Here is a 20,580-nt window from a genome sequence, read left to right as displayed (position 1 = left end):
GTATGGTTATTTGATAGTGATTTCGATAACTATTTGCCTTAAGAAAATATATAAAGCTTAGTATTTGATGTTCTCCAACGATCTCTCTTTATTAAGCCGTTATAACTTAACAATAGATTATATTAAATATGAAAGAATGGGTTGTTACATTAGAAGATGAAGCGGCGACAGTTGAACTCGGGCGTGCTGTTGCAATGGCGACTAATCATAGCGGATTGATCATTTATTTATATGGCGATCTTGGTGCTGGAAAAACAACCTTTAGCCGAGGCTTTTTACAAGCGCTTGGTCATCAAGGGCATGTTAAAAGCCCAACATATACATTAGTTGAGCCCTATATGCTTTCGCCAAATCCTGTATATCATTTTGATCTTTATCGTTTAGCTTCTGCTGAAGAGTTGGAATTTATGGGAATACGCGACTATTTTGAACAAGACGCGTTATGCCTTATTGAGTGGCCATCGCAAGGCGAAGGCTTTTTACCTAACGCTGATTTAGAACTTCATTTAAATTACGAAGATGAAGGTCGAAAAGCGCGTTTTGTTGCCCTTTCACAAAGAGGGAATACTGTTTTATCCCGTATTCAGTCTGCATAAAGGAATATTGATTATGTCGAGTCTCATCACCATTGTGAGTCAAAGTCAGCGCTATGTTGTTGCCTTTCTGTTGGTTGTTTTGTCTTTATTTTTTGTGCAAATAGCACAAGCCGCTACTGTGACAGAAGTAAAATCAGAAAACGGTATTTCAGCAACAACTCTCACATTCTCTTTTCGTGATGGGAAGCCTAGTTATCGATATTATTCATTAAAAAGTCCTGACCGTTTGGTGATGGATTTTAAACAGAGCACAAAAATTACAGGATTACCTGCAACATTAGGTAACGGCCTATTAGTTCATAAAATTCGTACAACGCAATCAAAAGATAGCCAATACCAAAGTATAGTACTGGAGCTTGCTCAGCCTGTTGTCGTAACTGAGAGTTTAATGAAAGTAAGTGGTGGCTATAAGTTAGTGCTTACTATCAAAGCTATAAATAGTCGACAAAATAGCAATGCTCAATCGACAGTAAGTGTTGTTACGTTATCACCGATAGCAACCACAACTACATCAACTGTAAATACAAATAGGGAAATGGCGCCTTTAATGACCAAGCCGATAGCAGAAGTTACACCTGTTGTTCCTATTGTAAAGCCACGTAATACACCATCAAAACCACAAGCAGGCTCTCGCCAAATTATTATTGCGATAGACGCGGGTCATGGTGGGCAAGATCCGGGAGCGATTGGTCAGAAAGGTAATCGTGAAAAAGACGTAACGCTAAGTGTGGCAAGGAAGTTGGAAGCGCGCTTACGCAATGATCCTATGTTTAAACCTGTTCTAACACGTAGTGGCGATTATTTTATCTCAGTTGCCGGGCGCTCTGAAGTTGCCCGTAAGCAAAGTGCGAATATGTTAGTGTCTATTCATGCAGACTCAGCGCCAAATCGCAGCGCAAGAGGCGCTTCTGTGTGGGTGCTTTCTAATCGTCGTGCAAACAGTGAATTAGGTAAGTGGCTTGAACAAAGCGAAAAACAGTCTGAATTACTCGGTGGTGCTGGTGATGCATTGGATGGTGCTGATCCTTATTTAAGTCAAACAGTACTTGATTTGCAGTTTGGTAATTCGCAGCGAGTAGGTTATGACGTTGCTGTTGCTGTATTGTCTGAACTAAGAAAAGTGGGTTCACTACATAAGAAAACACCAGAACATGCGAGCTTAGGTGTGTTACGTTCACCTGATATCCCTTCAATTTTAGTTGAAACAGGCTTTATCAGCCACGCGTCAGAAGAGCAATTACTGATTTCTGATGCTTATCAAGAGAAACTCGCGGCATCTATTCATGCGGGTTTAAGAAATTATTTTCTGGCTCATCCTTTACAAAACGCGCCTAATTGATTGAGTAAAATGGAATAAAGGTAATGGCGATAAATTTATTACCTCCTCAGCTTGCAAACCAAATTGCCGCAGGGGAAGTTGTTGAAAGACCAGCCTCTGTCGTTAAAGAGTTGCTGGAAAATAGTTTAGACGCAGGCGCGACCTCAATTGATATTGATATCGATAAAGGTGGTGCCAAGCTTATTCGTATTCGTGATAATGGATGTGGTATCAATCGTGATGATTTGAAGTTAGCACTTGCTCGCCATGCAACCAGCAAAATATCAAGTCTTGACGATCTCGAAGCCATAATGAGTATGGGTTTTCGTGGGGAAGCATTAGCGAGTATTAGCTCAGTTTCCCGTTTAACACTGACATCACGTACTCAAGATCAAGAAGAAGCATGGCAAGCTTACGCTGAAGGCAGAGATATGGCGGTGACTGTTAAACCTGCCGCTCATCCTGTCGGAAGTACAGTTGAAGTGCTTGATCTCTTTTATAACACGCCAGCAAGACGTAAATTCTTACGTACTGAAAAAACAGAGTTTGCACATATTGATGAAGTGGTACGCCGCATTGCATTATCGCGTTTTGATATCTCTATAAATCTTACCCATAACGGTAAGCGTGTTCGGCAATACCGTGCAGTGAAAGATGAAAGTCAGCAAAATCGCCGTTTGAGTGCGATTTGTGGTAATAATTTTGTCAACCAATCAATGCATTTATCGTGGGAACATGGTGATTTAGCAATAAAAGGTTGGGTAGAACACCCTTTATCACCAGTGCAAAGTAGTGAAATTCAGTATTGCTATGTGAATGGACGAATGATGCGTGATAGGTTGATTAATCATGCGATTCGCCAAGCTTACGAAGGATATTTGCAAGGAGAGCAGCAACCTTCTTACATCTTGTACTTAAGTGTTGATCCTCATCAAGTCGATGTAAACGTACATCCTGCGAAACACGAAGTTCGTTTTCATGAATCTCGTTTGGTTCATGATTTTATTTATCAAGGTGTGTTGAGTGTTTTACGACAAGCAACGCAAGAGCCTTTATCACTGACTTCAGATGACGAAGAAGAACACGAAATTGCGTTAAATTTTCCTGAAAACCGTCAAGTTGCAGGTGAAAACGTATTTTCTCAGCCTTATCAATCACCAGAGGCTCAAACTCCACCAAATACATCATCACACCACTCCAGTGAACGAGAGCACAACAATAGTTCTCATCAAAAGCAAGCCTCTCAATCTGGAGGGCATCGTCAGTTTGGTGATAGCTACCAACGGACACAAGGTGCGCTTTATCAAAAAATGATGCAAGAAAGTGTATCCACATCAAAAGATAAAGAAAAAATACCACTATTTCCTGACCGTGCCCCATTGAATTTAGGTGAAATCGTTCATACAACTAATAATATTGAAGAAAATGTTATTTCGGTGATGCCTCGTTCCGTCAATGCGAAAGATGGACAAACTGATTATACTTTTGGGCGAGTATTGGCAATTTATCAGCACAAATATGCGTTAATAGAATCTTCACAAGGTCTTGGGCTGTTATCATTGGAAGAAGCTGATTTTCTGTTAAAATGTGCGCAATTACTGCCTAAAGATGAAACATTGAAGCCACAACCTCTGTTAGTGCCTTTAAAATTGGTATTGAGCAAAGAAGAAATTAGTGTCTTCAATCAGTTTCAATCGCTAATTAGTCATTTCGGGATCGTTATCGAAATTTCTCACGGTAAAGCAACAATACATGCAGTGTCGTTACCTTTGCGCCAGCAAAATTTACCTGTGTTGCTGACCGCATTATTAGCCTATTTGTCAGCAGAACAATCTTGTACCGAGCAACAACTTGGACAATGGTTTGCAAAACAATTAGGAGCAGAGCAGGCGCAATGGTCGCAAGCTCAAGCAGTAGGATTATTGGCTGATATTGAAAGACTCTGCCCTCAATATGTCAGACAGCCAGCAAAAAACTTATTACAATTAATTGATTTACAACCAGTGGTAGTGGCATTAAATAATGAGCGATGTGAACACGCAAATAAAACCTAAAGCAATTTTCCTAATGGGACCTACAGCGTCAGGTAAAACAGCATTAGCAATTGCACTGAGACAGAAACTGCCTGTAGATATTATTAGCGTGGATTCAGCTCTTATCTATCGTGGTATGGATATCGGCACAGCGAAGCCGGATGCGAATGAGCAATCGCTTGCTCCACATCGATTAATTGATATTCTAGATCCCGCATTTCCCTATTCCGCTGCGGATTTTCGACGTGATGCATTAAATGCAATGGAAGAAATTACTGCGGCTGGGCGAATTCCACTATTAGTGGGTGGGACTATGCTATATTTTAAAGCGTTACTTGAAGGTCTATCGCCTTTACCCAGTGCCAATTCGGATGTTCGTGCTGAAATAGAAAAAAAAGCAGCAGAGCAAGGGTGGGAGGCAATACATAAAGAGTTAGCATTGGTTGATCCCGTAGCAGCACAACGGATCCACCCTAATGATCCTCAACGACTTTCTCGCGCGCTAGAAGTTTACCTGATTTCAGGTAAGACAATGACGGAATTGACAAAAATATCAGGCGAGTCTTTGCCCTATGATGTTTATCAGTTTGCGATTGCTCCGAAAGATAGAAATGTTCTTCACCAACGCATTGAAGCCCGTTTTAAACAGATGTTAACGTGTGGATTTGAAGATGAAGTAAAATCATTATATGAACGGGGCGATCTGCATGAAGATCTACCTTCTGTACGTTGTGTCGGTTATCGCCAGATGTGGTCATATTTATCAGGCGAAATAGATTATGATGAGATGGTTTATCGAGGGATCTGTGCTACCCGGCAATTAGCGAAGCGACAAATCACCTGGTTAAGAGGTTGGAATGACATTCACTGGCTTGATAGTGAAGATCCAAAACAATCTCTTGACACTGTTTTGCAGGTAGTTAGTGCATAGATGGTAGGTTTGTGTAAAATTGATAGTTGCCAAAGCGCAATTTTTGAGTAGTTCATTTTTCGAACCAATTGGGTTCTAATATAAAACAACAAAATAAGGAAAACATAGAATGGCTAAGGGGCAATCTTTGCAAGATCCTTTCCTGAACGCATTACGTCGTGAAAGGGTTCCCGTTTCTATCTATTTGGTAAACGGCATTAAATTGCAGGGTCAGATCGAATCTTTTGACCAATTTGTTATTTTGCTGAAAAACACAGTAAGTCAGATGGTATACAAACATGCTATCTCTACCGTGGTACCTTCGCGTCCTGTTTCTCATCATAGCAACACAGGCACGAACCAAACTGGTACAGGCTACAATGGTGGCGCTGCTCAGCAGGATGATGTTGCAGAATAATAATCCAATATTATTCTTGATATAAGAAAAACATAGGTAGGGAGACTTTACCTATGTTTTTTCCTGTTTTTATAAAGTCCAAGAGGTTTCGCCTTTGTTTGATCGTTATGAAGGTGGCGAATTAGCCGTTTTAGTGCACGTCTTCTTTTCTCAAGAAAAGGACGTTGATGATTTACAAGAATTTGAATCTTTGGTGACATCTGCGGGTGTTAAACCAGTTCAGATTATTACAGGAAATCGCAAAGCGCCTCATCCTAAATATTATGTGGGTGAAGGTAAGGCAGAAGAAATTGCCGAAGCTGTAAAAGCAAGTGGTGCAGATGTTGTTTTATTTAATCATGCACTAACACCTGCACAAGAACGAAATCTGGAAAGACTTTGTGAATGCCGTGTGGTTGATCGCACGGGAGTTATCCTTGATATTTTTGCTCAAAGAGCAAGAACCCATGAAGGAAAGCTACAGGTAGAACTCGCCCAGTTACGTCACTTATCAACTCGTTTAGTCAGAGGGTGGACTCACCTTGAAAGACAAAAAGGGGGGATTGGGTTACGAGGACCAGGTGAAACGCAGCTAGAAACAGACCGCCGCTTACTCCGAGGTAAAATTAGTCAAATTCTAATGCGATTGGGTAGGGTTGAGCGTCAGCGCGAACAAGGACGGCAAGCGCGGAGTAAAGCTGATATTCCAACATTATCCCTTGTTGGTTACACAAATGCAGGGAAATCGAGTTTATTTAATCATATTACCTGTTCTGATGTGTATGCAGCAGATCAGCTCTTTGCAACGCTAGATCCGACATTAAGACGTATTCAGGTCGATGATGTGGGAACCGTTGTCTTAGCCGATACAGTTGGATTTATTCGACATTTACCTCATGATCTTGTTGCTGCTTTTAAAGCCACTTTGCAAGAAACACGAGAAGCTACCTTACTTCTTCATGTGATTGATGCAGCAGATAGTCGTTTTGAGGAAAATATTCATGCAGTTGAAAGTGTATTAGAAGAGATTGATGCTCAAGAGATACCAACACTGCATGTTATGAACAAAATTGATCTTCTTGAAGACTTCACTCCAAGAATTGATCGAAATGAAGAAAACTTACCCGTTAGGGTTTGGGTTTCTGCACAAACAGGCGAAGGTATTCCTCTGTTGTATCAGGCGTTGACAGAACGTCTTTCAGGTGAGATCGCACACTTTGAATTACGTTTACCGCCAGAAAATACAGGGCGCTTACGTAGTCGTTTTTATCAATTACAATCAATAGAACGTGAATGGATTGAAAAAGACGGTAAAGTTGGGCTAATCATACGTATGCCTATGGTAGACTGGCGCCGCCTTTGCAAGCAGGAACCAAATTTATTGGATTACGTGGTCTGATATTCGGCCATAATAATGAACATTAACTGAGAGCTGGCGACGAAATCGGCTCTTAAGCCTGATAAATCTAATCATAATAATGGAGCTAGAACATGGCGTGGAATCAGCCCGGTAACAACGGACAAGACCGCGACCCGTGGGGTAACCGAAACAGCGGCAATAATAATGGCGATGGCAACGGTAACTCCAACGGCAATCAAGGAGGTCGGAATCGTGGAGCATCAGATCTCGATGATATGTTCCGTAAACTGAGTGAAAAGCTTGGTGGTTTCGGCGGTAAAAAAGGTGGAAATTCCTCTTCTGGGCAAAATGGCGGTCCTCGTAGCAATGCTGGAAATCTTTTGATTTCTCTTGCATTAGGTGCGGTTGTCGTGGTTTGGGCTGCAAGTGGTTTTTATACCATCAAAGAGGCAGAACAAGGCGTTGTGACTCGTTTTGGTAAATTTTACCAAATCGTTGAACCTGGTCTGAACTGGAAACCGACTTTCATTGATGAAGTTCAGCCTGTTAACGTAAAAACTATCCGTGATTTAACCACGGGTGGCATGATGTTAACGTCAGATGAAAACATGGTTCAAGTCGAGATAAACGTGCAGTATGTTGTCTCTGATCCAGAAACATTCCTATTTAACCTGACAACACCAATTAACAGCTTAGGTCAGGCAACTGACAGCGCAGTACGTGGCGTTATTGGTCGTTCAGAAATGGAAAAAATTCTGACCTCTAACCGTTCAGAAATTCGTGACCAAACACGTCAAGAATTAGAAGAGACTATCCGTCCTTATAACATGGGTATCTCGATTGTGGACGTCAACTTCCAAGTGGCTCGCCCACCAGAAGCGGTAAAAGCGGCATTCGATGACGTAATTGCTGCGCGTGAAGAAGAACAAAAAACAATCCGTCAAGCTGAAGCTTATAAAAACGAAGTGTTACCGTTAGCAAAAGGTAACGCACAACGTATGATTGAAGAAGCAACCGCTTATAAAACCAGTGTGGTGATGAAAGCAGAAGGTGAGGTAGCTAGCTTTGCTAAAATCTTACCTGAATATCGTGCTGCTCCTGAAATTACTCGTGAGCGTCTTTACATTGAAACGATGGAAAAAGTGTTATCAAAAACACGTAAAGTCATCGCTAATGATAAAGGTAATAGCATGTTAGTGCTGCCTTTAGAGCAAATGTTACGTCAGCAATCTCAATCTGCACCATCAAATACATTTGAGGCTCCTGCTCGTATCAACACACCCGCTCCAACTGTAAATCCAGCACCGGCACAAAAACCAGCAACAACGACTTATGGTAATGGTGGATATGGTAGTAATAATGGCGGTTATGGTCAGCCTTACGGCAATAATCAAGGAGGACAATAATCATGCGTAAAGTTATCGCTGTTGTTGCAGTTATTATTTTAGCGTTGTTGTACTCTTCTGTGTTTGTCGTTCAACAATACGAGCGTGGCATTATTTTACGCTTTGCGAAAGTTGTACGTGATGCTGAAAATAAACCCGTTGTTTATGAACCTGGTCTTCACTTTAAAATTCCATTTATTGAGAATGTGAAAAAACTGGATGCGCGTATTCAAACTATGAATATCCAGCAAGACCGTTTCTTATCAGGTGAGAATAAAGACTTATTAGTCGATTCTTATCTGAAATGGCGTATCAGTGATTTCAGCACCTACTATCTGGCAACAGGTGGTGGTAACACAATGCAAGCTGAAACTTTACTGCGTCGTAAATTCAGTGACCGTTTACGTTCTGAGATTGGTCGTATGAGCGTAAACCAAATTATTACGGATTCTCGTGGTCGTTTAACCATTGATGTTCGTAATGCACTGAATGAAGGTACTCCTTCTCGTGATTCAAGCGCTGCTGATGATGCAATTGCGATTGCAGCTAAAAAAGTGGCTGAAGAAACTAAAGGCCAAGCTCCTGCTATCAACATGAACAGTATGGCGGCTTTAGGTATTGAAGTAATTGACGTTCGAATCAAACAAATCAACTTACCTATGGAAGTTTCTGAAGCAATTTACCAGCGTATGCGTGCAGAGCGTGAAGCTGTTGCTCGTCGTCACCGTTCACAAGGTCAAGAGCAAGCGGTGAAAATTCGTGCAGCTGCTGATAAGACTGTAACAGAGACACTGGCTGAGTCTGAGCGTGAATCATTACGTCTTCGCGGTGAAGGTGATGCACAAGCAACTAAACTGTTTGCTGATGCATTTAACCAAGATCCAGACTTCTATGCCTTCATCCGTAGCTTACGAGCTTATGAGAAGAGCTTTAACCAAGACGGCAATGACGTCATGGTGTTAAGCCCAGATAGCGACTTCTTACGCTATATGAAAGCACCAACAAAAGCGCGAGCGATTGAAGAGTAATTTCTAAACGTATTAAACCGTTTGAGTAAATAATAAAATCCTCCACCTTAAAAAGTGGGGGATTTTTTTGATATCAATAAGATAAAGCTAGTAATCAAGCTAAGAAATAAATAATTGTGCATAAAAAGATGAAAATTTACGCTTAATGGTTTCCAAAATGGTTTTAGCTGGGATAGTATAAAGTGAAAATTGCATTTCAAGATAAACCTTCGGCAATTCCGAAGCGTCTTCTTCGCCGTTTTCACTTTTATGTCACTCTGCTTCCTGTTTTTGCGATCAAAACTGTTGATAAAAGTCACAACATGTTTGTGATGCGGATTTTTCGGGCAAAAATATTGACAATGGCAAGATAATCTATTGCTTAAAAGCGGGGATGACATAATTAGATAAAATCTACTGTAACTCTTGAATTGAGATGGTAGAATCCTTTTTTAAGCAACCGAGTGTATTTTGAAATGAGTAATAACGTTGTCGTATTGGGCACCCAGTGGGGTGACGAAGGCAAAGGCAAGATAGTCGATTTGCTGACAGAACGCGCTAAATATGTTGTTCGCTACCAAGGTGGCCATAACGCGGGTCACACTCTAGTCATCGACGGTGAAAAAACCGTTCTTCATTTAATCCCATCAGGCATTCTCCGTGAAAATGTTGTTAGCATCATAGCAAACGGTGTCGTTTTATCACCGGAAGCGTTGATGAAGGAAATGACTCAACTTGAAGATCGCGGTATTCCTGTTCGTTCTCGTTTATTTCTGTCTGAAGCTTGCCCATTAATCCTTCCTTATCACATCGCATTAGACAATGCGCGTGAGAAAGCTCGTGGCGAAAAAGCTATCGGTACAACAGGCCGTGGTATCGGTCCTGCTTACGAAGATAAAGTTGCTCGTCGCGGTTTACGTGTTGGCGATCTGTTTGATAAAAAAGCGTTTGCACAAAAACTCAAAGAAATCATCGAATACCATAACTTCCAACTGGTGAACTACTACAAAGTTGAACCTGTTGATTACCAAAAAACCTTAGACGATATCATGGCAATCGCTGATATTCTGACTGGTATGGTTGTTGATGTTTCTGACTTACTGTACAAAGCAACACAAAACGGTGAGTTAGTGATGTTTGAAGGTGCACAAGGTACTTTATTAGACATCGATCACGGTACTTATCCGTATGTAACCTCTTCAAACACAACCGCTGGTGGTGTGGCAACAGGTTCAGGTTTAGGCCCTCGCTATGTTGGTTATGTATTAGGGATCATCAAAGCTTACTCTACTCGCGTAGGTGCAGGTCCATTCCCAACTGAATTGTTTGATGAAGTGGGTGACTTCTTACGTGAGAAAGGCCAAGAATTTGGTGCAACTACAGGCCGTAGTCGTCGTACTGGCTGGTTAGATATCATCGCTATTCGTCGCGCTGTTCAAATCAACTCACTGTCTGGTTTCTGCATGACTAAACTGGATGTGTTAGATGGTCTGAAAGAAGTGAAACTATGTGTAGGCTATCGTTTACCAAACGGTGAAGTGATTGATACAACACCTTTAGCTGCTGATGATTGGGAAGGTATCGAGCCTATCTATGAATCAATGCCAGGTTGGAACGAAACGACGTTTGGTGTGAAAGATCACGCGCAACTGCCACAAGCAGCACTGAACTATATTAAGCGCGTAGAAGAGTTAACAGGTGTTCCTGTTGATATTGTTTCTACTGGCCCAGACCGTTCAGAAACCATCATTCTCCGTCATCCATTTGATGCATAATTCGCATTAAATTGGTTTGATGTGAAAATCGTCCCTGAAAATGACAGGGGCGATTTTTTCGTATCTGTTTGTTGGTTAAGTTGAGATAGAAATACGCATTACACACATAAGATAAGACAGCTTTACACTCGGTTTTGCTTCTGTTTTATCAGTAACGCGTAAAAAACAATAAGACAATGTTATTGTTGTAGAGTCAGAAATAGAAAAGCGATCTGTTGAAAATCGACAGTATCGCTTTTTCTTTGCCTGCGATGTCGCTATTATTTTGCTAATAGTCAAGTGAGAGATGGAAATAACCCACTTTTGAGCATATCTTTGCTAAATGTCCAAAAATTAAACATAATATTGCTTAATAAAATGATATTCTCATTAATAATTACTTATCCCTTAACGAATTTAATAGGGAAAACCACTTTTCAGAGGTCCTTGTGCAATTAACCAGTTTTACAGATTATGGATTGCGGGCATTGATATATATGGCTTCATTGCCAGAAGGCAAAATGACAAGTATCACTGAAGTGACACAAGTCTATGGCGTCTCACGTAACCATATGGTGAAAATTATTAATCAACTTAGCCATTTAGGTTTTGTTGAGGCTATTCGTGGTAAAAATGGAGGGATCCGTTTAGGCAAGCCTGCAACAGATATCATTGTGGGTGAGGTTGTTCGTGCTTTAGAGCCACTTTCATTAGTAAACTGTAGTGCTGAGTTTTGCCACATTACCCCAGCTTGTCGACTGAAACTGGTGTTGAATCAGGCAATTGAGCAGTTTTTGAAAGAGTTAGACCGTCACACACTCGCAGAGCTAGTTGAAAATAATAGCTCCTTATATAAATTGTTATTAGAAGATGTTTGAGTCTACTATTTCATCAAATCTGATAGCTTGGAGGTCATAATGTCAAAAGATCCTTTTCAGGATAGAGAAGCAGAAAAATACGCCTCTCCAATTGCTAGTCGTGAATATATTTTAGAAGAAATGAAAAAACGCACGGCACCAATGAGCCGTGAAGATTTAGCGCAGGCGTTAAAAATTTCAGGTGAAGAAGACTTAGAAGCGTTACGTCGCCGTTTAAGAGCGATGGAGCGTGATGGTCAATTAGTTTTTACCCGTCGCCAGTGCTACGCATTACCTGAACGCCTTGATTTATGGAAAGGCAAGGTAATCGGTCACCGTGATGGTTATGGCTTTTTACGCGCAGAAGGCCAAAAAGATGACCTCTATCTTTCACAAGATGAAATGAAAAAAACCATGCATGGCGATGTTATCCTTGCCCAACCTTTAGGTATGGATAGAAAAGGTCGTCGTGAAGGTCGTGTTGTTCGTGTTATTGAACCGAGAAATAACCAAATTGTAGGTCGCTATTTTATTGAGTCAGGTATGGGATTTGTTGTACCTGATGATAGCCGTTTAAGCTTTGATATTCTTATTCCTAAAGAGGATATCATGGGCGCGCGTATGGGAAATGTGGTGGTGGTTGAGATCACAACAAGACCAACTCGACGCACGCAAGCAGTAGGTCGAATTGTTGAGATCTTAGGTGAAACCATGGGAACAGGTATTGCGGTAGAAATCGCATTACGTACTCATGAGATCCCGTATACATGGCCTGCAAAAGTGACAAAAGAAGTTGCGGATTTAAAAGAAGATGTGCCTGAATCCGCTAAAGAAGGGCGAGTTGATTTACGTAATTTACCTTTAATTACTATTGACGGTGAAGATGCGCGAGACTTTGATGACGCCGTTTATTGTCAACGTAAAAAAGGTGGCGGTTGGCGTTTATGGGTTGCGATTGCAGATGTTAGTTATTATGTACGCCCACAAACAGCACTAGATACAGAAGCACGTAGCCGAGGAAACTCTGTTTATTTCCCTTCTCAAGTTGTGCCGATGTTGCCAGAAGTTCTGTCTAATGGATTGTGCTCATTAAATCCACAAGTTGACCGTTTATGTATGGTTTGTGAGATGACCGTTTCTGAGCAAGGGCGTCTTTCTTCTTACAGATTCTATGAAGCAGTGATGAGTTCTCATGCTCGAATGACCTACACCAAAGTGTGGAAAATCATTCAAGGTGATGAAGAATTGCGTGAGCACTATAAGCCTATCGTTAAAGATATTGAGCATCTGTATGAGTTATACCAAGCATTAGATAAAGCGCGCGAACAGCGCGGCGCAATTGGTTTTGAATCAGAAGAAGCGAAGTTTATCTTTAATGCCGAGCGTCGTATTGAGCGTATCGAGCCAGTTGTTCGTAACGATGCACATAAATTGATTGAAGAGTGCATGATCCTTGCTAATATCGCAGCCGCTCGTTTTGTTGAGAAAAATGAAGAACCTGCACTTTACCGTATTCATGATAAACCAAAAGAAGACAGCGTATTGAATCTACGCTCTGTCTTTAATGAATTAGGTTTAACGCTGCCTGGCGGCTTAACACCAGAGCCAGCAGATTATGCGCGTGTCATGAAAGAGGTTGAAGACAGACCAGATCGTGAAATGCTACAAACCATGATTTTGCGCTCAATGAAACAGGCGATTTACGATCCTGAAAATCGTGGGCACTTTGGTTTAGCATTAAAATCTTACGCACACTTTACTTCACCAATTCGTCGTTACCCTGATTTAGCCTTGCATCGTGCAATTAAATATCAGATTGCGAAGGAAGAAGGTCACGGCTCACAACGTTGGACACCAACGGGTGGCTACCATAGTGATATGGACACCATGTTGCAATTAGGCGAGCACTGTTCTTTAACTGAGCGTCGTGCTGATGAAGCAACACGAGATGTTGCTGATTGGCTGAAATGTGACTTTATGTTGGACCAAATTGGTCAACAATTTACGGGTATTATCACCAGCGTAACGGGCTTTGGTTTCTTTGTTCGCTTAAATGATCTGTTTATTGATGGTCTGGTGCATGTTTCTACATTAAATAATGATTACTATCAGTATGATAATGTAGGGCAACGCTTAATTGGTGAGTCTTCAGGACAAGTCTATCGCCTTGGTGATGAAGTTGAAGTGAAAGTTGAAGCAGTTAGTATGGATGAACGTACTATCGACTTCTCTTTAATTTCAACAACACGCACCGCGCGTAATCCGGGTAAAACAGCCCGTGTTCGTGGTTTAAAAGGTGAAAAAGACAAGAAAAACGCAAGTTCGAGTAAGTCTCGCCGTCGTGATGCAAGCAAAGATAAAAACTTTGAGCCAGATAGTGCCTTTAAAAAAGGTAAATCATCAGGTCGAGGTAATGCGAGCAAAGACAAAGCCGTAAAAGACCAAGTTGCGAAAGATAAAGCAAGTAGCAAACGTAAGAAAGCATCATCACAAACCAAAAAGATAGAGGCAAAACTTAAAGCTAAACGCGCAGCCAAACGCGATAACGCATAACGTTTTATTCTTCTGATTCTTTTTTAAAAGGCGGAGACTCCGCCTTTTATCTGTTTTGTGCCTTTTATTTTTTAATGAGTAAGCACCGCTATGAGCGAAGAAATTATTTATGGTATTCACGCAGTAACCGCATTACTTGAGCGTGATCCTGCACGTTTTAAAGAAGTTTATGTATTAAAAGGGCGTGAAGATCGCCGTTTAACACCGGTTATTCATGAATTAGAAGCACAAGGTATTCTGGTTCAAATCGCTAATCGCCAATGGTTAGATAGCCAAACTGAAGGTGCTGTTCACCAAGGTATTATTGCTAAAGTAAAACCAGGTCGTCAGTATCAAGAACAAGATTTACCAGACTTATTAGCTAAAGTCGGTACACCTTTTTTATTAGTACTCGATGGCGTGACGGATCCCCATAATTTAGGGGCTTGTTTACGTAGCGCAGATGCAGCCGGTGTGCATGCTGTTATCGTTCCGAAAGATCGCTCCGCACAATTAAATGCAACAGCCAAAAAAGTGGCTTGTGGTGCAGCAGAAAGTGTTCCTTTAATTAAAGTGACTAACCTTGCTCGTACACTACGTTTTCTGCAAGAAGAGAATATTTGGATTGTTGGCACAGCAGGTGAAGCAGACCACACTTTATATCAAAGTAAACTAACAGGCCCAATGGCATTAGTAATGGGTGCTGAAGGTGAAGGTATGCGTCGCTTAACGCGAGAGCATTGTGATGAGCTGATTAGTATCCCAATGGCGGGTACGGTATCATCACTTAACGTTTCTGTGGCAACCGGCGTTTGCTTATTTGAAGCGATGCGCCAGCGTATAATGGTGAAATAATCGCTTAGTTTATTTTATTATCTATACTCCCTTGAGTTTTATTGGCCGCGGGGGTATAGTTACGCGTCAATTTTTTCAGTCACAACTTAAACAAGTTCCTTGCCTCCATGGGTGGTGACTGACCCTGACAGGAGGCTGATAAATCCGTAAGGAGCAATATCAAATGCGTCATTACGAAATCGTTTTTATGGTTCATCCTGACCAGAGCGAACAAGTTCCGGGCATGATCGAGCGTTATAAAACCGCTATCACTAATGCAAATGGTCAGATCCACCGTCTAGAAGACTGGGGTCGTCGTCAATTAGCTTATCCAATCAATAAACTGCACAAAGCACACTACGTTCTGATGAACGTTGAAGCTCCGCAGGAAGTGATTGATGAACTGGAAACTACTTTCCGTTTCAACGATGCCGTTCTCCGCAACATGATTATGCGTACTAAACACGCAGTAACTGAAGCTTCTCCAATGGTTAAAGCAAAAGACGAACGCCGTCGTGATATCGCTGATGACCTAGATGATGAAGATGAAGTTGATGATGTAGCAGAGGATTCTGAAGAGTAATTAGTGCTGTGACGGCTAATAATCATTTGGTGCTAACTGGCACAGTGTGCAAAGCATTAATTCGAAAAGTTAGCCCCGCTGGGATCCCGCACTGTCAATTTGTTATTGAACATCGTTCAGTACAAGAAGAGGCGGGATTAAAAAGACAATCATGGTGCCGAATGCCCATTATTGCTAGCGGGAAAGCGTTACAAGCAGTTACTCACAGTATAACGGTCGGCAGCCAAATCACCGTTTCTGGATTCATTAGTAGCCATCAGGCGCGAAATGGATTGTTTAAATTGGTGCTTCATGCCGAGCAGATTGAATTGATAGATTCTGGAGACTAGCCATATGGCACGTTATTTCCGTCGTCGTAAGTTCTGCCGTTTCACAGCAGAAGGCGTACAAGAGATCGATTATAAAGATATCGCTACGCTGAAAAACTATATCACTGAAAGTGGTAAAATTGTACCAAGTCGTATCACCGGTACTCGTGCAAAATACCAGCGTCAGCTGGCTCGTGCTATCAAGCGCGCACGCTACCTGTCTTTATTACCTTATACTGATCGTCATCAGTAATAGGTATATAGTCCATTAATGACTTGTAGAGGATAAGGTAATGCAAATTATTCTGCTTGATAAAGTAGCGAATCTGGGTAGCCTGGGTGATCAGGTTAACGTAAAATCGGGCTATGCTCGTAACTATTTAATCCCACAGGGTAAAGCTGTTTCTGCGACTAAGAAAAACATCGAGTTTTTCGAAGCGCGTCGTGCTGAGTTAGAAGCTAAATTAGCTGAAACTTTAGCAGCAGCTGAAGCTCGTGCAGCGAAGATCAATGCACTGGGTTCTGTCACTATCAGCTCTAAAGCGGGTGACGAAGGTAAACTGTTTGGTTCAATCGGTACTCGTGACATCGCTGATGCAGTAACTGCAGCTGGCGTTGAAATGTGTAAGAGCGAAGTTCGCCTGCCAAATGGCGTTCTGCGTACTACTGGTGACCACGAAGTTCACTTCCAAGTTCACAGTGACGTATTCGCTGAACTGAATGTTATTATCGTTGCTGAATAATCTCTGATTAAACAGTTAATGTTGATAAAGAAAAACGCCAGCTTAGCTGGCGTTTTTTTTGGATAAATTAAATCTCTTCTTACTATGGAGTACGGTAATAACTTCCATCACTCAAACGAGTGTAAGTGATAACAGTACCGGCGGTATTTGTCACTTCTAGCATACTGACATCACCTTGTGGGTTACGCTGTAAACGAATAGTTTGCCCTGTGCGTAATTGACTTAATGACTTCTGTTGGTCTTCTGATTTCGCCATAGAGAATGCATCATTGACAGGAAGTTGATTGTCTCTAAACAGTTGCGCTAAGGTTTGTCCCTCTTTAATGGTATAAGTTTGCCATGTTTGCGCTGGTGTTGATTGAGTATCTTGTTGTGGTGTTGTTTGAACAACATTTCCTTCTGGATCATTTGCCGTTGGCTCCTCTATTGATGGAGAAGCTTCGGGATCGGCATTTAAGCTATCTTGCGCTTGAGGGATCGAGGTTTGATAAGTCGGATCATTTGTTGATACTGATGGTGAAATAGGCACAGGAAGGTCATGCGTCGATGATGACGGTTGAGGTGGTTCACCATTATTTTCACTTGTTGGCCAAAAAAATATGACCAATAAAACAACAGCAATAACCAGTATTGCCCGACGATGTAAGCCAGGGAATTTGCCCATATTCACCTCATTATTGATCTGTGAATCAGTATTATGAATTGCTGTAACATCTTTTTTATTCCTTGTAGCCATACTAGCACGAACCATGATCCTAACCTGCTCCCTGAATTCTTTTCAGAATTATCTATTCGCTCTAACCGTTAATGTTCTTTATTTCCTTGATGGTTAACTAAAAATAGTTTCATGCGTTGATTCACATTTTTATCAGTTTCTATGGTTAAAGCCTGCGCTAATTCACCATAAAGATCATGAGGCAATAATGTGTCAGACCATGTTGAAAGAACATTCAGCGCCATATTTCTATCACGCAATGTCGGACTACGTAACTGCCTTTTGATAAGTGACCAGCCGATACCGGGAAAACCACCAAGATCTTGCATAATATATTCAACGGCATGATGGGGCTGATATTCAGAGTGGGTAGTTATTAATGGATCATCTGTGCTATCTAATGCTGTTAATTCAATTTGTTGTTCTGCAAGTTTAACTACTCTTTCTATTTTGTGAGAGGCATCCGTTTGCATTAATTGGTGCCACCAATCTGCATTGGGATTATCTTTTTGTAGTGAGAAGAGTAACTCCCAGATATCAAGGCGAAGAGATTTAGCAACAAGACTCGCTTGGTAATTTTTTGAGCGAGAAGGGTTTTGTAATGCTTCAATAATAAGTGTCGACCATTCTGGTTTTTGAATAATATTTTGCGAAGCAGAAATAATTTGTTGTTGGCAATGATCGTTCCAGCCGAGAGACTCAAGTAATAACCAATCTTCACCACTATTTTGCACAAAGTCAGTAATTTCACAGACACAATAGAGGAGCTTTAATTCTTTTGGAGGCAAAGTATCAACTTGTGAAATAAAAGCATTGCATGCTTGCGGGCCCTCTACATAATCATAAATATCTTTTGCGGGACCGCCATTAAGCAGTGCACGTAAAAGATCGCTACAACCAAGCAATAGTTCATTATCTAAAGGATGCGTATTCAGCATCTCTAATAGTGTCCCTTTTGTGACACAGTCATAGGCGACGTACTCTGTCATTACATTATTTTTATACCCTTCAGTCAGTAGCCAATAGCGATTATTAACAGACAGTGTTGAAGGCAAATGCTCGATAAACTGAATGCGTCCCCAGCCTTTAGTTCGTTGGCCTAGGGAGTGTAAAAAAGGCTCAAACTCTTCACAAGAAAGGCGCTGTTTTAGCGAACGAATAGCATAAAGGGTAAATTCAGGATGCAGGGCGAACAATAAGAGTAAACGCTGAGAGGCACTATCATTAAATGATCCTAATAGCCTTAAAGCTATTTTGATAGGATTCTTATCAGGACTTAACTTTAAGATCCATAAGATCAATTGAAAATAGATCTCATGATTAATCAGTGTTTCATCTTGTTCTATTTTATCTATCAAATAAGAAAGATAGGTAATAGGAGCGAGTTTATCTTGGCAGGCAAGTGAATAAAAAGAAGCGATATGTCCTTTATCCGGTAAAAGAACGACATGCTTTATTGCATGGTAGAGGGATAGCGCAAATTCTTCACATGCCTTTTGAGAAGGCTGTTGTTCAATTGCTCGACCTATTCGTTGGTGCAAAATAATACCTTCACGAGCGCCAGCCGACCAACTAAAAGGTATTGAATCATCATTAGGTTTTGTTTTTAAGTGAGCGTCTGACAATAGATTTAATTCATCAGGTAAAGGTGTATCACCTATTTCATAAGGTGCTAACAGCGAAAGAATTGAAGGAACAGAAGAAGGACAAACGTTAGGAAAGTCTATTGTAAGGTCGATAGACAGAGGTGACTTACTGAAAAGCTTATCGCGCCAATTAGTCATAATAAATCCTATTTGTTTTGCCGTCTTAGTATAACTTTAGCGGAAAATAGGAAAGCTGGACAAAAAAAGCCAGAAAATCCACTTATATCACTTAAAAGAGACTTATCCCAAACATACTTCCTCTCTTGAGATAGAAAAACAAATCAAAAAAAAACTGGTCAATAAAATTAAAAAGCGTTACATTAATTCAACTATAAAATGTTACATTATAACATTACAAATAAAATGGGGTTTATTATGAAACTAGGTATTCATCCTCAATATCGAACAGTGATTTTCCATGACACCAGTGCAGATGCTTATTTTAAAGTGGGTTCAACCATCCAAACGGAAAAAACGATAGAGTATGAAGGGCAAACATACCCTTATGTGACATTAGATGTCTCCTCTCAATCACACCCATTTTATACCGGTAAGCAAAAGACACATTCTCAAGAAGGTAATGTGGCACGTTTTAATAAACGTTTTGGTCAATTTATTAAGTAAGGAAGAGATAATGCAGGTATTAAGTTCATTAAAAAGCGCTAAACAACGCCATCCAGATTGCAAAGTGGTGCGTCGCCGTGGTCGCCTTTACGTGATTTGTAAGTCAAACCCACGTTTTAAAGCCGTTCAGGGGTAAGATTATGCAAAAGCCAGTCCTTTCTTGTATTTTTATTATGGGACTATTGGGTAGTGCTATGTCTGTTTTAGCACATGGGCACCATCATGAAAAAGTACAAACACAAGCTCAACGAGATGCCGCTAATGGAATTTTTGAAGATAAGGATGTTCTTGATCGCCAACTCAGTGATTGGGATGGTGTATGGCAATCTGTAGAGCCTTATCTTCTTAGTGGTGAGTTAGATGAGGTTTTACAAAAGAAAGCGGAAACAAAAAAAGATAAAACGGTTGAAGAGTACCGAACTTACTATACACAAGGCTATAAAACTGATGTGGATATGATTGGTATTGAAAACAATATTATCGAGTTCCATCGTGGAGAGAAAGTCGATAGCTGTGAATATCATTATGATGGTTATCGTATTCTACATTATGAGTCTGGTAAAAAAGGGGTACGCTATCTTTTCCGCTGTGATGATGCCAAAAGCCAAGCACCTAAGTTTATTCAATTTAGCGACCACATAATTGCACCAGAGAAAGCAGGGCACTTCCATTTATATATGGGCAATACATCACAAGATAAGTTACTCAAAGAATTAAGTAATTGGCCAACATATTACCCTTATTCAATGAAAGCAGATGATATTGTTCACGAAATGCTTTATCACTGATTTAAGTAAAATAAAGAGAAAATAAAATAATAAAAATCTTTAGCAAAGGAATGCTAAGGATTTTTCATAAAAAGTTAGCTTAAAAAATAAAGGAATATTAGTTACATATCTCCTTTGATATAGCATATTAAATATTTCCTTTCCCTTTTAATAAAAAAGCCAGAAAAAAGCAGTAGCATCCATGCTGACT

General features: G+C 40.7%; 21 protein-coding genes. 19 read left to right on the top strand and 2 right to left on the bottom strand.

Annotated features, from left to right (window positions below; all coding sequences use genetic code 11):
- Nucleotides 1-128 precede the first annotated feature (128 nt).
- From tsaE to rplI, 16 genes are all read left to right on the top strand, one after another.
- The gene (gene tsaE, locus GWJ01_RS02110; RefSeq protein WP_109394721.1) at nucleotides 129-596 is read left to right on the top strand and encodes a tRNA (adenosine(37)-N6)-threonylcarbamoyltransferase complex ATPase subunit type 1 TsaE; all 468 of its coding nucleotides are present in this window, start codon (nucleotides 129-131) and stop codon (nucleotides 594-596) included.
- Between the two features lie 13 nt (nucleotides 597-609).
- Nucleotides 610-1,935 (top strand): N-acetylmuramoyl-L-alanine amidase, encoded by a 1,326-nt coding sequence (locus GWJ01_RS02105; RefSeq protein WP_161710635.1) that lies wholly within the window; start codon nucleotides 610-612, stop codon nucleotides 1,933-1,935.
- Between the two features lie 23 nt (nucleotides 1,936-1,958).
- On the top strand, nucleotides 1,959-3,968 hold the full coding sequence (gene mutL / locus GWJ01_RS02100) for a DNA mismatch repair endonuclease MutL (protein WP_109394717.1): 2,010 nt from the start codon (nucleotides 1,959-1,961) through the stop codon (nucleotides 3,966-3,968).
- Nucleotides 3,937-4,878 carry a tRNA (adenosine(37)-N6)-dimethylallyltransferase MiaA gene (gene miaA, locus GWJ01_RS02095; protein WP_069369879.1) on the top strand — a complete coding sequence of 314 codons (942 nt, stop codon included), beginning with the start codon at nucleotides 3,937-3,939 and terminating at the stop codon, nucleotides 4,876-4,878. The genes mutL and miaA overlap by 32 nt, the downstream gene beginning before the upstream one ends.
- A gap of 109 nt (nucleotides 4,879-4,987) precedes the next feature.
- On the top strand, nucleotides 4,988-5,275 hold the full coding sequence (hfq, locus tag GWJ01_RS02090; RefSeq protein WP_075672788.1) for an RNA chaperone Hfq: 288 nt from the start codon (nucleotides 4,988-4,990) through the stop codon (nucleotides 5,273-5,275).
- A gap of 94 nt (nucleotides 5,276-5,369) precedes the next feature.
- The gene (gene hflX / locus GWJ01_RS02085) at nucleotides 5,370-6,653 is read left to right on the top strand and encodes a ribosome rescue GTPase HflX (protein ID WP_109394715.1); all 1,284 of its coding nucleotides are present in this window, start codon (nucleotides 5,370-5,372) and stop codon (nucleotides 6,651-6,653) included.
- Nucleotides 6,654-6,745: 92 nt separating this feature from the next.
- Nucleotides 6,746-8,020 carry an FtsH protease activity modulator HflK gene (gene hflK, locus GWJ01_RS02080; protein ID WP_109401981.1) on the top strand — a complete coding sequence of 425 codons (1,275 nt, stop codon included), beginning with the start codon at nucleotides 6,746-6,748 and terminating at the stop codon, nucleotides 8,018-8,020.
- A 2-nt stretch (nucleotides 8,021-8,022) separates the two neighbouring features.
- Complete coding sequence (hflC, locus tag GWJ01_RS02075) at nucleotides 8,023-9,027, top strand: protease modulator HflC (protein ID WP_109394711.1); 1,005 nt, start codon at nucleotides 8,023-8,025, stop codon at nucleotides 9,025-9,027.
- 455 nt (nucleotides 9,028-9,482) lie between these two features.
- Nucleotides 9,483-10,781: an adenylosuccinate synthase gene (locus GWJ01_RS02070; RefSeq protein WP_161710634.1), complete on the top strand. Its 1,299-nt coding sequence runs from the start codon at nucleotides 9,483-9,485 to the stop codon at nucleotides 10,779-10,781.
- A gap of 428 nt (nucleotides 10,782-11,209) precedes the next feature.
- Nucleotides 11,210-11,638, top strand: a complete 429-nt coding sequence (nsrR, locus tag GWJ01_RS02065; protein ID WP_036914714.1) for a nitric oxide-sensing transcriptional repressor NsrR — start codon at nucleotides 11,210-11,212, stop codon at nucleotides 11,636-11,638.
- A gap of 39 nt (nucleotides 11,639-11,677) precedes the next feature.
- Nucleotides 11,678-14,170, top strand: a complete 2,493-nt coding sequence (rnr, locus tag GWJ01_RS02060) for a ribonuclease R (RefSeq protein WP_161710633.1) — start codon at nucleotides 11,678-11,680, stop codon at nucleotides 14,168-14,170.
- A 102-nt stretch (nucleotides 14,171-14,272) separates the two neighbouring features.
- The gene (gene rlmB, locus GWJ01_RS02055; RefSeq protein ID WP_161710649.1) at nucleotides 14,273-15,004 is read left to right on the top strand and encodes a 23S rRNA (guanosine(2251)-2'-O)-methyltransferase RlmB; all 732 of its coding nucleotides are present in this window, start codon (nucleotides 14,273-14,275) and stop codon (nucleotides 15,002-15,004) included.
- A gap of 163 nt (nucleotides 15,005-15,167) precedes the next feature.
- Nucleotides 15,168-15,566 (top strand): 30S ribosomal protein S6, encoded by a 399-nt coding sequence (rpsF, locus tag GWJ01_RS02050; protein ID WP_023583607.1) that lies wholly within the window; start codon nucleotides 15,168-15,170, stop codon nucleotides 15,564-15,566.
- Nucleotides 15,567-15,574: 8 nt separating this feature from the next.
- Nucleotides 15,575-15,895 carry a primosomal replication protein N gene (gene priB, locus GWJ01_RS02045; RefSeq protein WP_109394705.1) on the top strand — a complete coding sequence of 107 codons (321 nt, stop codon included), beginning with the start codon at nucleotides 15,575-15,577 and terminating at the stop codon, nucleotides 15,893-15,895.
- Between the two features lie 4 nt (nucleotides 15,896-15,899).
- A complete protein-coding gene (rpsR, locus tag GWJ01_RS02040) occupies nucleotides 15,900-16,127 on the top strand; it encodes a 30S ribosomal protein S18 (RefSeq protein ID WP_000135199.1) in 228 nt (75 codons plus the stop codon).
- A gap of 40 nt (nucleotides 16,128-16,167) precedes the next feature.
- Entirely contained in the window at nucleotides 16,168-16,617 is a 450-nt protein-coding gene (gene rplI, locus GWJ01_RS02035; protein ID WP_023583606.1) for a 50S ribosomal protein L9, read from the top strand.
- A gap of 82 nt (nucleotides 16,618-16,699) precedes the next feature.
- Here the strand turns inward: rplI and GWJ01_RS02030 are convergent, their stop codons facing one another.
- Both GWJ01_RS02030 and GWJ01_RS02025 read right to left on the bottom strand, forming a co-directional pair.
- Nucleotides 16,700-17,353 carry a LysM-like peptidoglycan-binding domain-containing protein gene (locus GWJ01_RS02030; RefSeq protein ID WP_231135717.1) on the bottom strand — a complete coding sequence of 218 codons (654 nt, stop codon included), beginning with the start codon at nucleotides 17,351-17,353 and terminating at the stop codon, nucleotides 16,700-16,702.
- 68 nt (nucleotides 17,354-17,421) lie between these two features.
- Nucleotides 17,422-19,116: a hypothetical protein gene (locus tag GWJ01_RS02025; protein ID WP_109401979.1), complete on the bottom strand. Its 1,695-nt coding sequence runs from the start codon at nucleotides 19,114-19,116 to the stop codon at nucleotides 17,422-17,424.
- A gap of 237 nt (nucleotides 19,117-19,353) precedes the next feature.
- Between GWJ01_RS02025 and GWJ01_RS02020 the strand changes: the two genes are divergently transcribed.
- From GWJ01_RS02020 to zinT, 3 genes are read left to right on the top strand one after another with little or no spacing between them, the layout of a single operon-like run.
- The gene (locus GWJ01_RS02020; RefSeq protein WP_023583603.1) at nucleotides 19,354-19,602 is read left to right on the top strand and encodes a type B 50S ribosomal protein L31; all 249 of its coding nucleotides are present in this window, start codon (nucleotides 19,354-19,356) and stop codon (nucleotides 19,600-19,602) included.
- Between the two features lie 10 nt (nucleotides 19,603-19,612).
- On the top strand, nucleotides 19,613-19,738 hold the full coding sequence (ykgO, locus tag GWJ01_RS02015; RefSeq protein ID WP_006535739.1) for a type B 50S ribosomal protein L36: 126 nt from the start codon (nucleotides 19,613-19,615) through the stop codon (nucleotides 19,736-19,738).
- A 4-nt stretch (nucleotides 19,739-19,742) separates the two neighbouring features.
- Nucleotides 19,743-20,390: a metal-binding protein ZinT gene (gene zinT, locus GWJ01_RS02010; protein ID WP_109394699.1), complete on the top strand. Its 648-nt coding sequence runs from the start codon at nucleotides 19,743-19,745 to the stop codon at nucleotides 20,388-20,390.
- Nucleotides 20,391-20,580 lie beyond the last annotated feature (190 nt).

Origin of the sequence: Proteus sp. G2618 (assembly GCF_009915995.1) — a bacterium.
In the GTDB taxonomy this organism is placed as follows: domain Bacteria; phylum Pseudomonadota; class Gammaproteobacteria; order Enterobacterales; family Enterobacteriaceae; genus Proteus; species Proteus terrae.
This window is presented reverse-complemented; position numbering and strand designations above follow the sequence as displayed.

What these genes read in the sequence shown, in the direction of transcription:
- zinT (WP_109394699.1), top strand. Translation starts at nt 19,743, where the DNA reads ATGCAAAAGCCAGTCCTTTCTTGTATTTTTATTATGGGACTATTGGGT.
- rpsR (WP_000135199.1), top strand. Translation starts at nt 15,900, where the DNA reads ATGGCACGTTATTTCCGTCGTCGTAAGTTCTGCCGTTTCACAGCAGAA.
- rpsF (WP_023583607.1), top strand. Translation starts at nt 15,168, where the DNA reads ATGCGTCATTACGAAATCGTTTTTATGGTTCATCCTGACCAGAGCGAA.
- GWJ01_RS02030 (WP_231135717.1), bottom strand. Translation starts at nt 17,353, where the DNA reads ATGGCTACAAGGAATAAAAAAGATGTTACAGCAATTCATAATACTGAT.
- GWJ01_RS02025 (WP_109401979.1), bottom strand. Translation starts at nt 19,116, where the DNA reads ATGACTAATTGGCGCGATAAGCTTTTCAGTAAGTCACCTCTGTCTATC.
- GWJ01_RS02020 (WP_023583603.1), top strand. Translation starts at nt 19,354, where the DNA reads ATGAAACTAGGTATTCATCCTCAATATCGAACAGTGATTTTCCATGAC.
- GWJ01_RS02070 (WP_161710634.1), top strand. Translation starts at nt 9,483, where the DNA reads ATGAGTAATAACGTTGTCGTATTGGGCACCCAGTGGGGTGACGAAGGC.
- hflC (WP_109394711.1), top strand. Translation starts at nt 8,023, where the DNA reads ATGCGTAAAGTTATCGCTGTTGTTGCAGTTATTATTTTAGCGTTGTTG.
- rnr (WP_161710633.1), top strand. Translation starts at nt 11,678, where the DNA reads ATGTCAAAAGATCCTTTTCAGGATAGAGAAGCAGAAAAATACGCCTCT.
- miaA (WP_069369879.1), top strand. Translation starts at nt 3,937, where the DNA reads ATGAGCGATGTGAACACGCAAATAAAACCTAAAGCAATTTTCCTAATG.
- hflK (WP_109401981.1), top strand. Translation starts at nt 6,746, where the DNA reads ATGGCGTGGAATCAGCCCGGTAACAACGGACAAGACCGCGACCCGTGG.
- rplI (WP_023583606.1), top strand. Translation starts at nt 16,168, where the DNA reads ATGCAAATTATTCTGCTTGATAAAGTAGCGAATCTGGGTAGCCTGGGT.
- mutL (WP_109394717.1), top strand. Translation starts at nt 1,959, where the DNA reads ATGGCGATAAATTTATTACCTCCTCAGCTTGCAAACCAAATTGCCGCA.
- tsaE (WP_109394721.1), top strand. Translation starts at nt 129, where the DNA reads ATGAAAGAATGGGTTGTTACATTAGAAGATGAAGCGGCGACAGTTGAA.
- GWJ01_RS02105 (WP_161710635.1), top strand. Translation starts at nt 610, where the DNA reads ATGTCGAGTCTCATCACCATTGTGAGTCAAAGTCAGCGCTATGTTGTT.
- ykgO (WP_006535739.1), top strand. Translation starts at nt 19,613, where the DNA reads ATGCAGGTATTAAGTTCATTAAAAAGCGCTAAACAACGCCATCCAGAT.
- hfq (WP_075672788.1), top strand. Translation starts at nt 4,988, where the DNA reads ATGGCTAAGGGGCAATCTTTGCAAGATCCTTTCCTGAACGCATTACGT.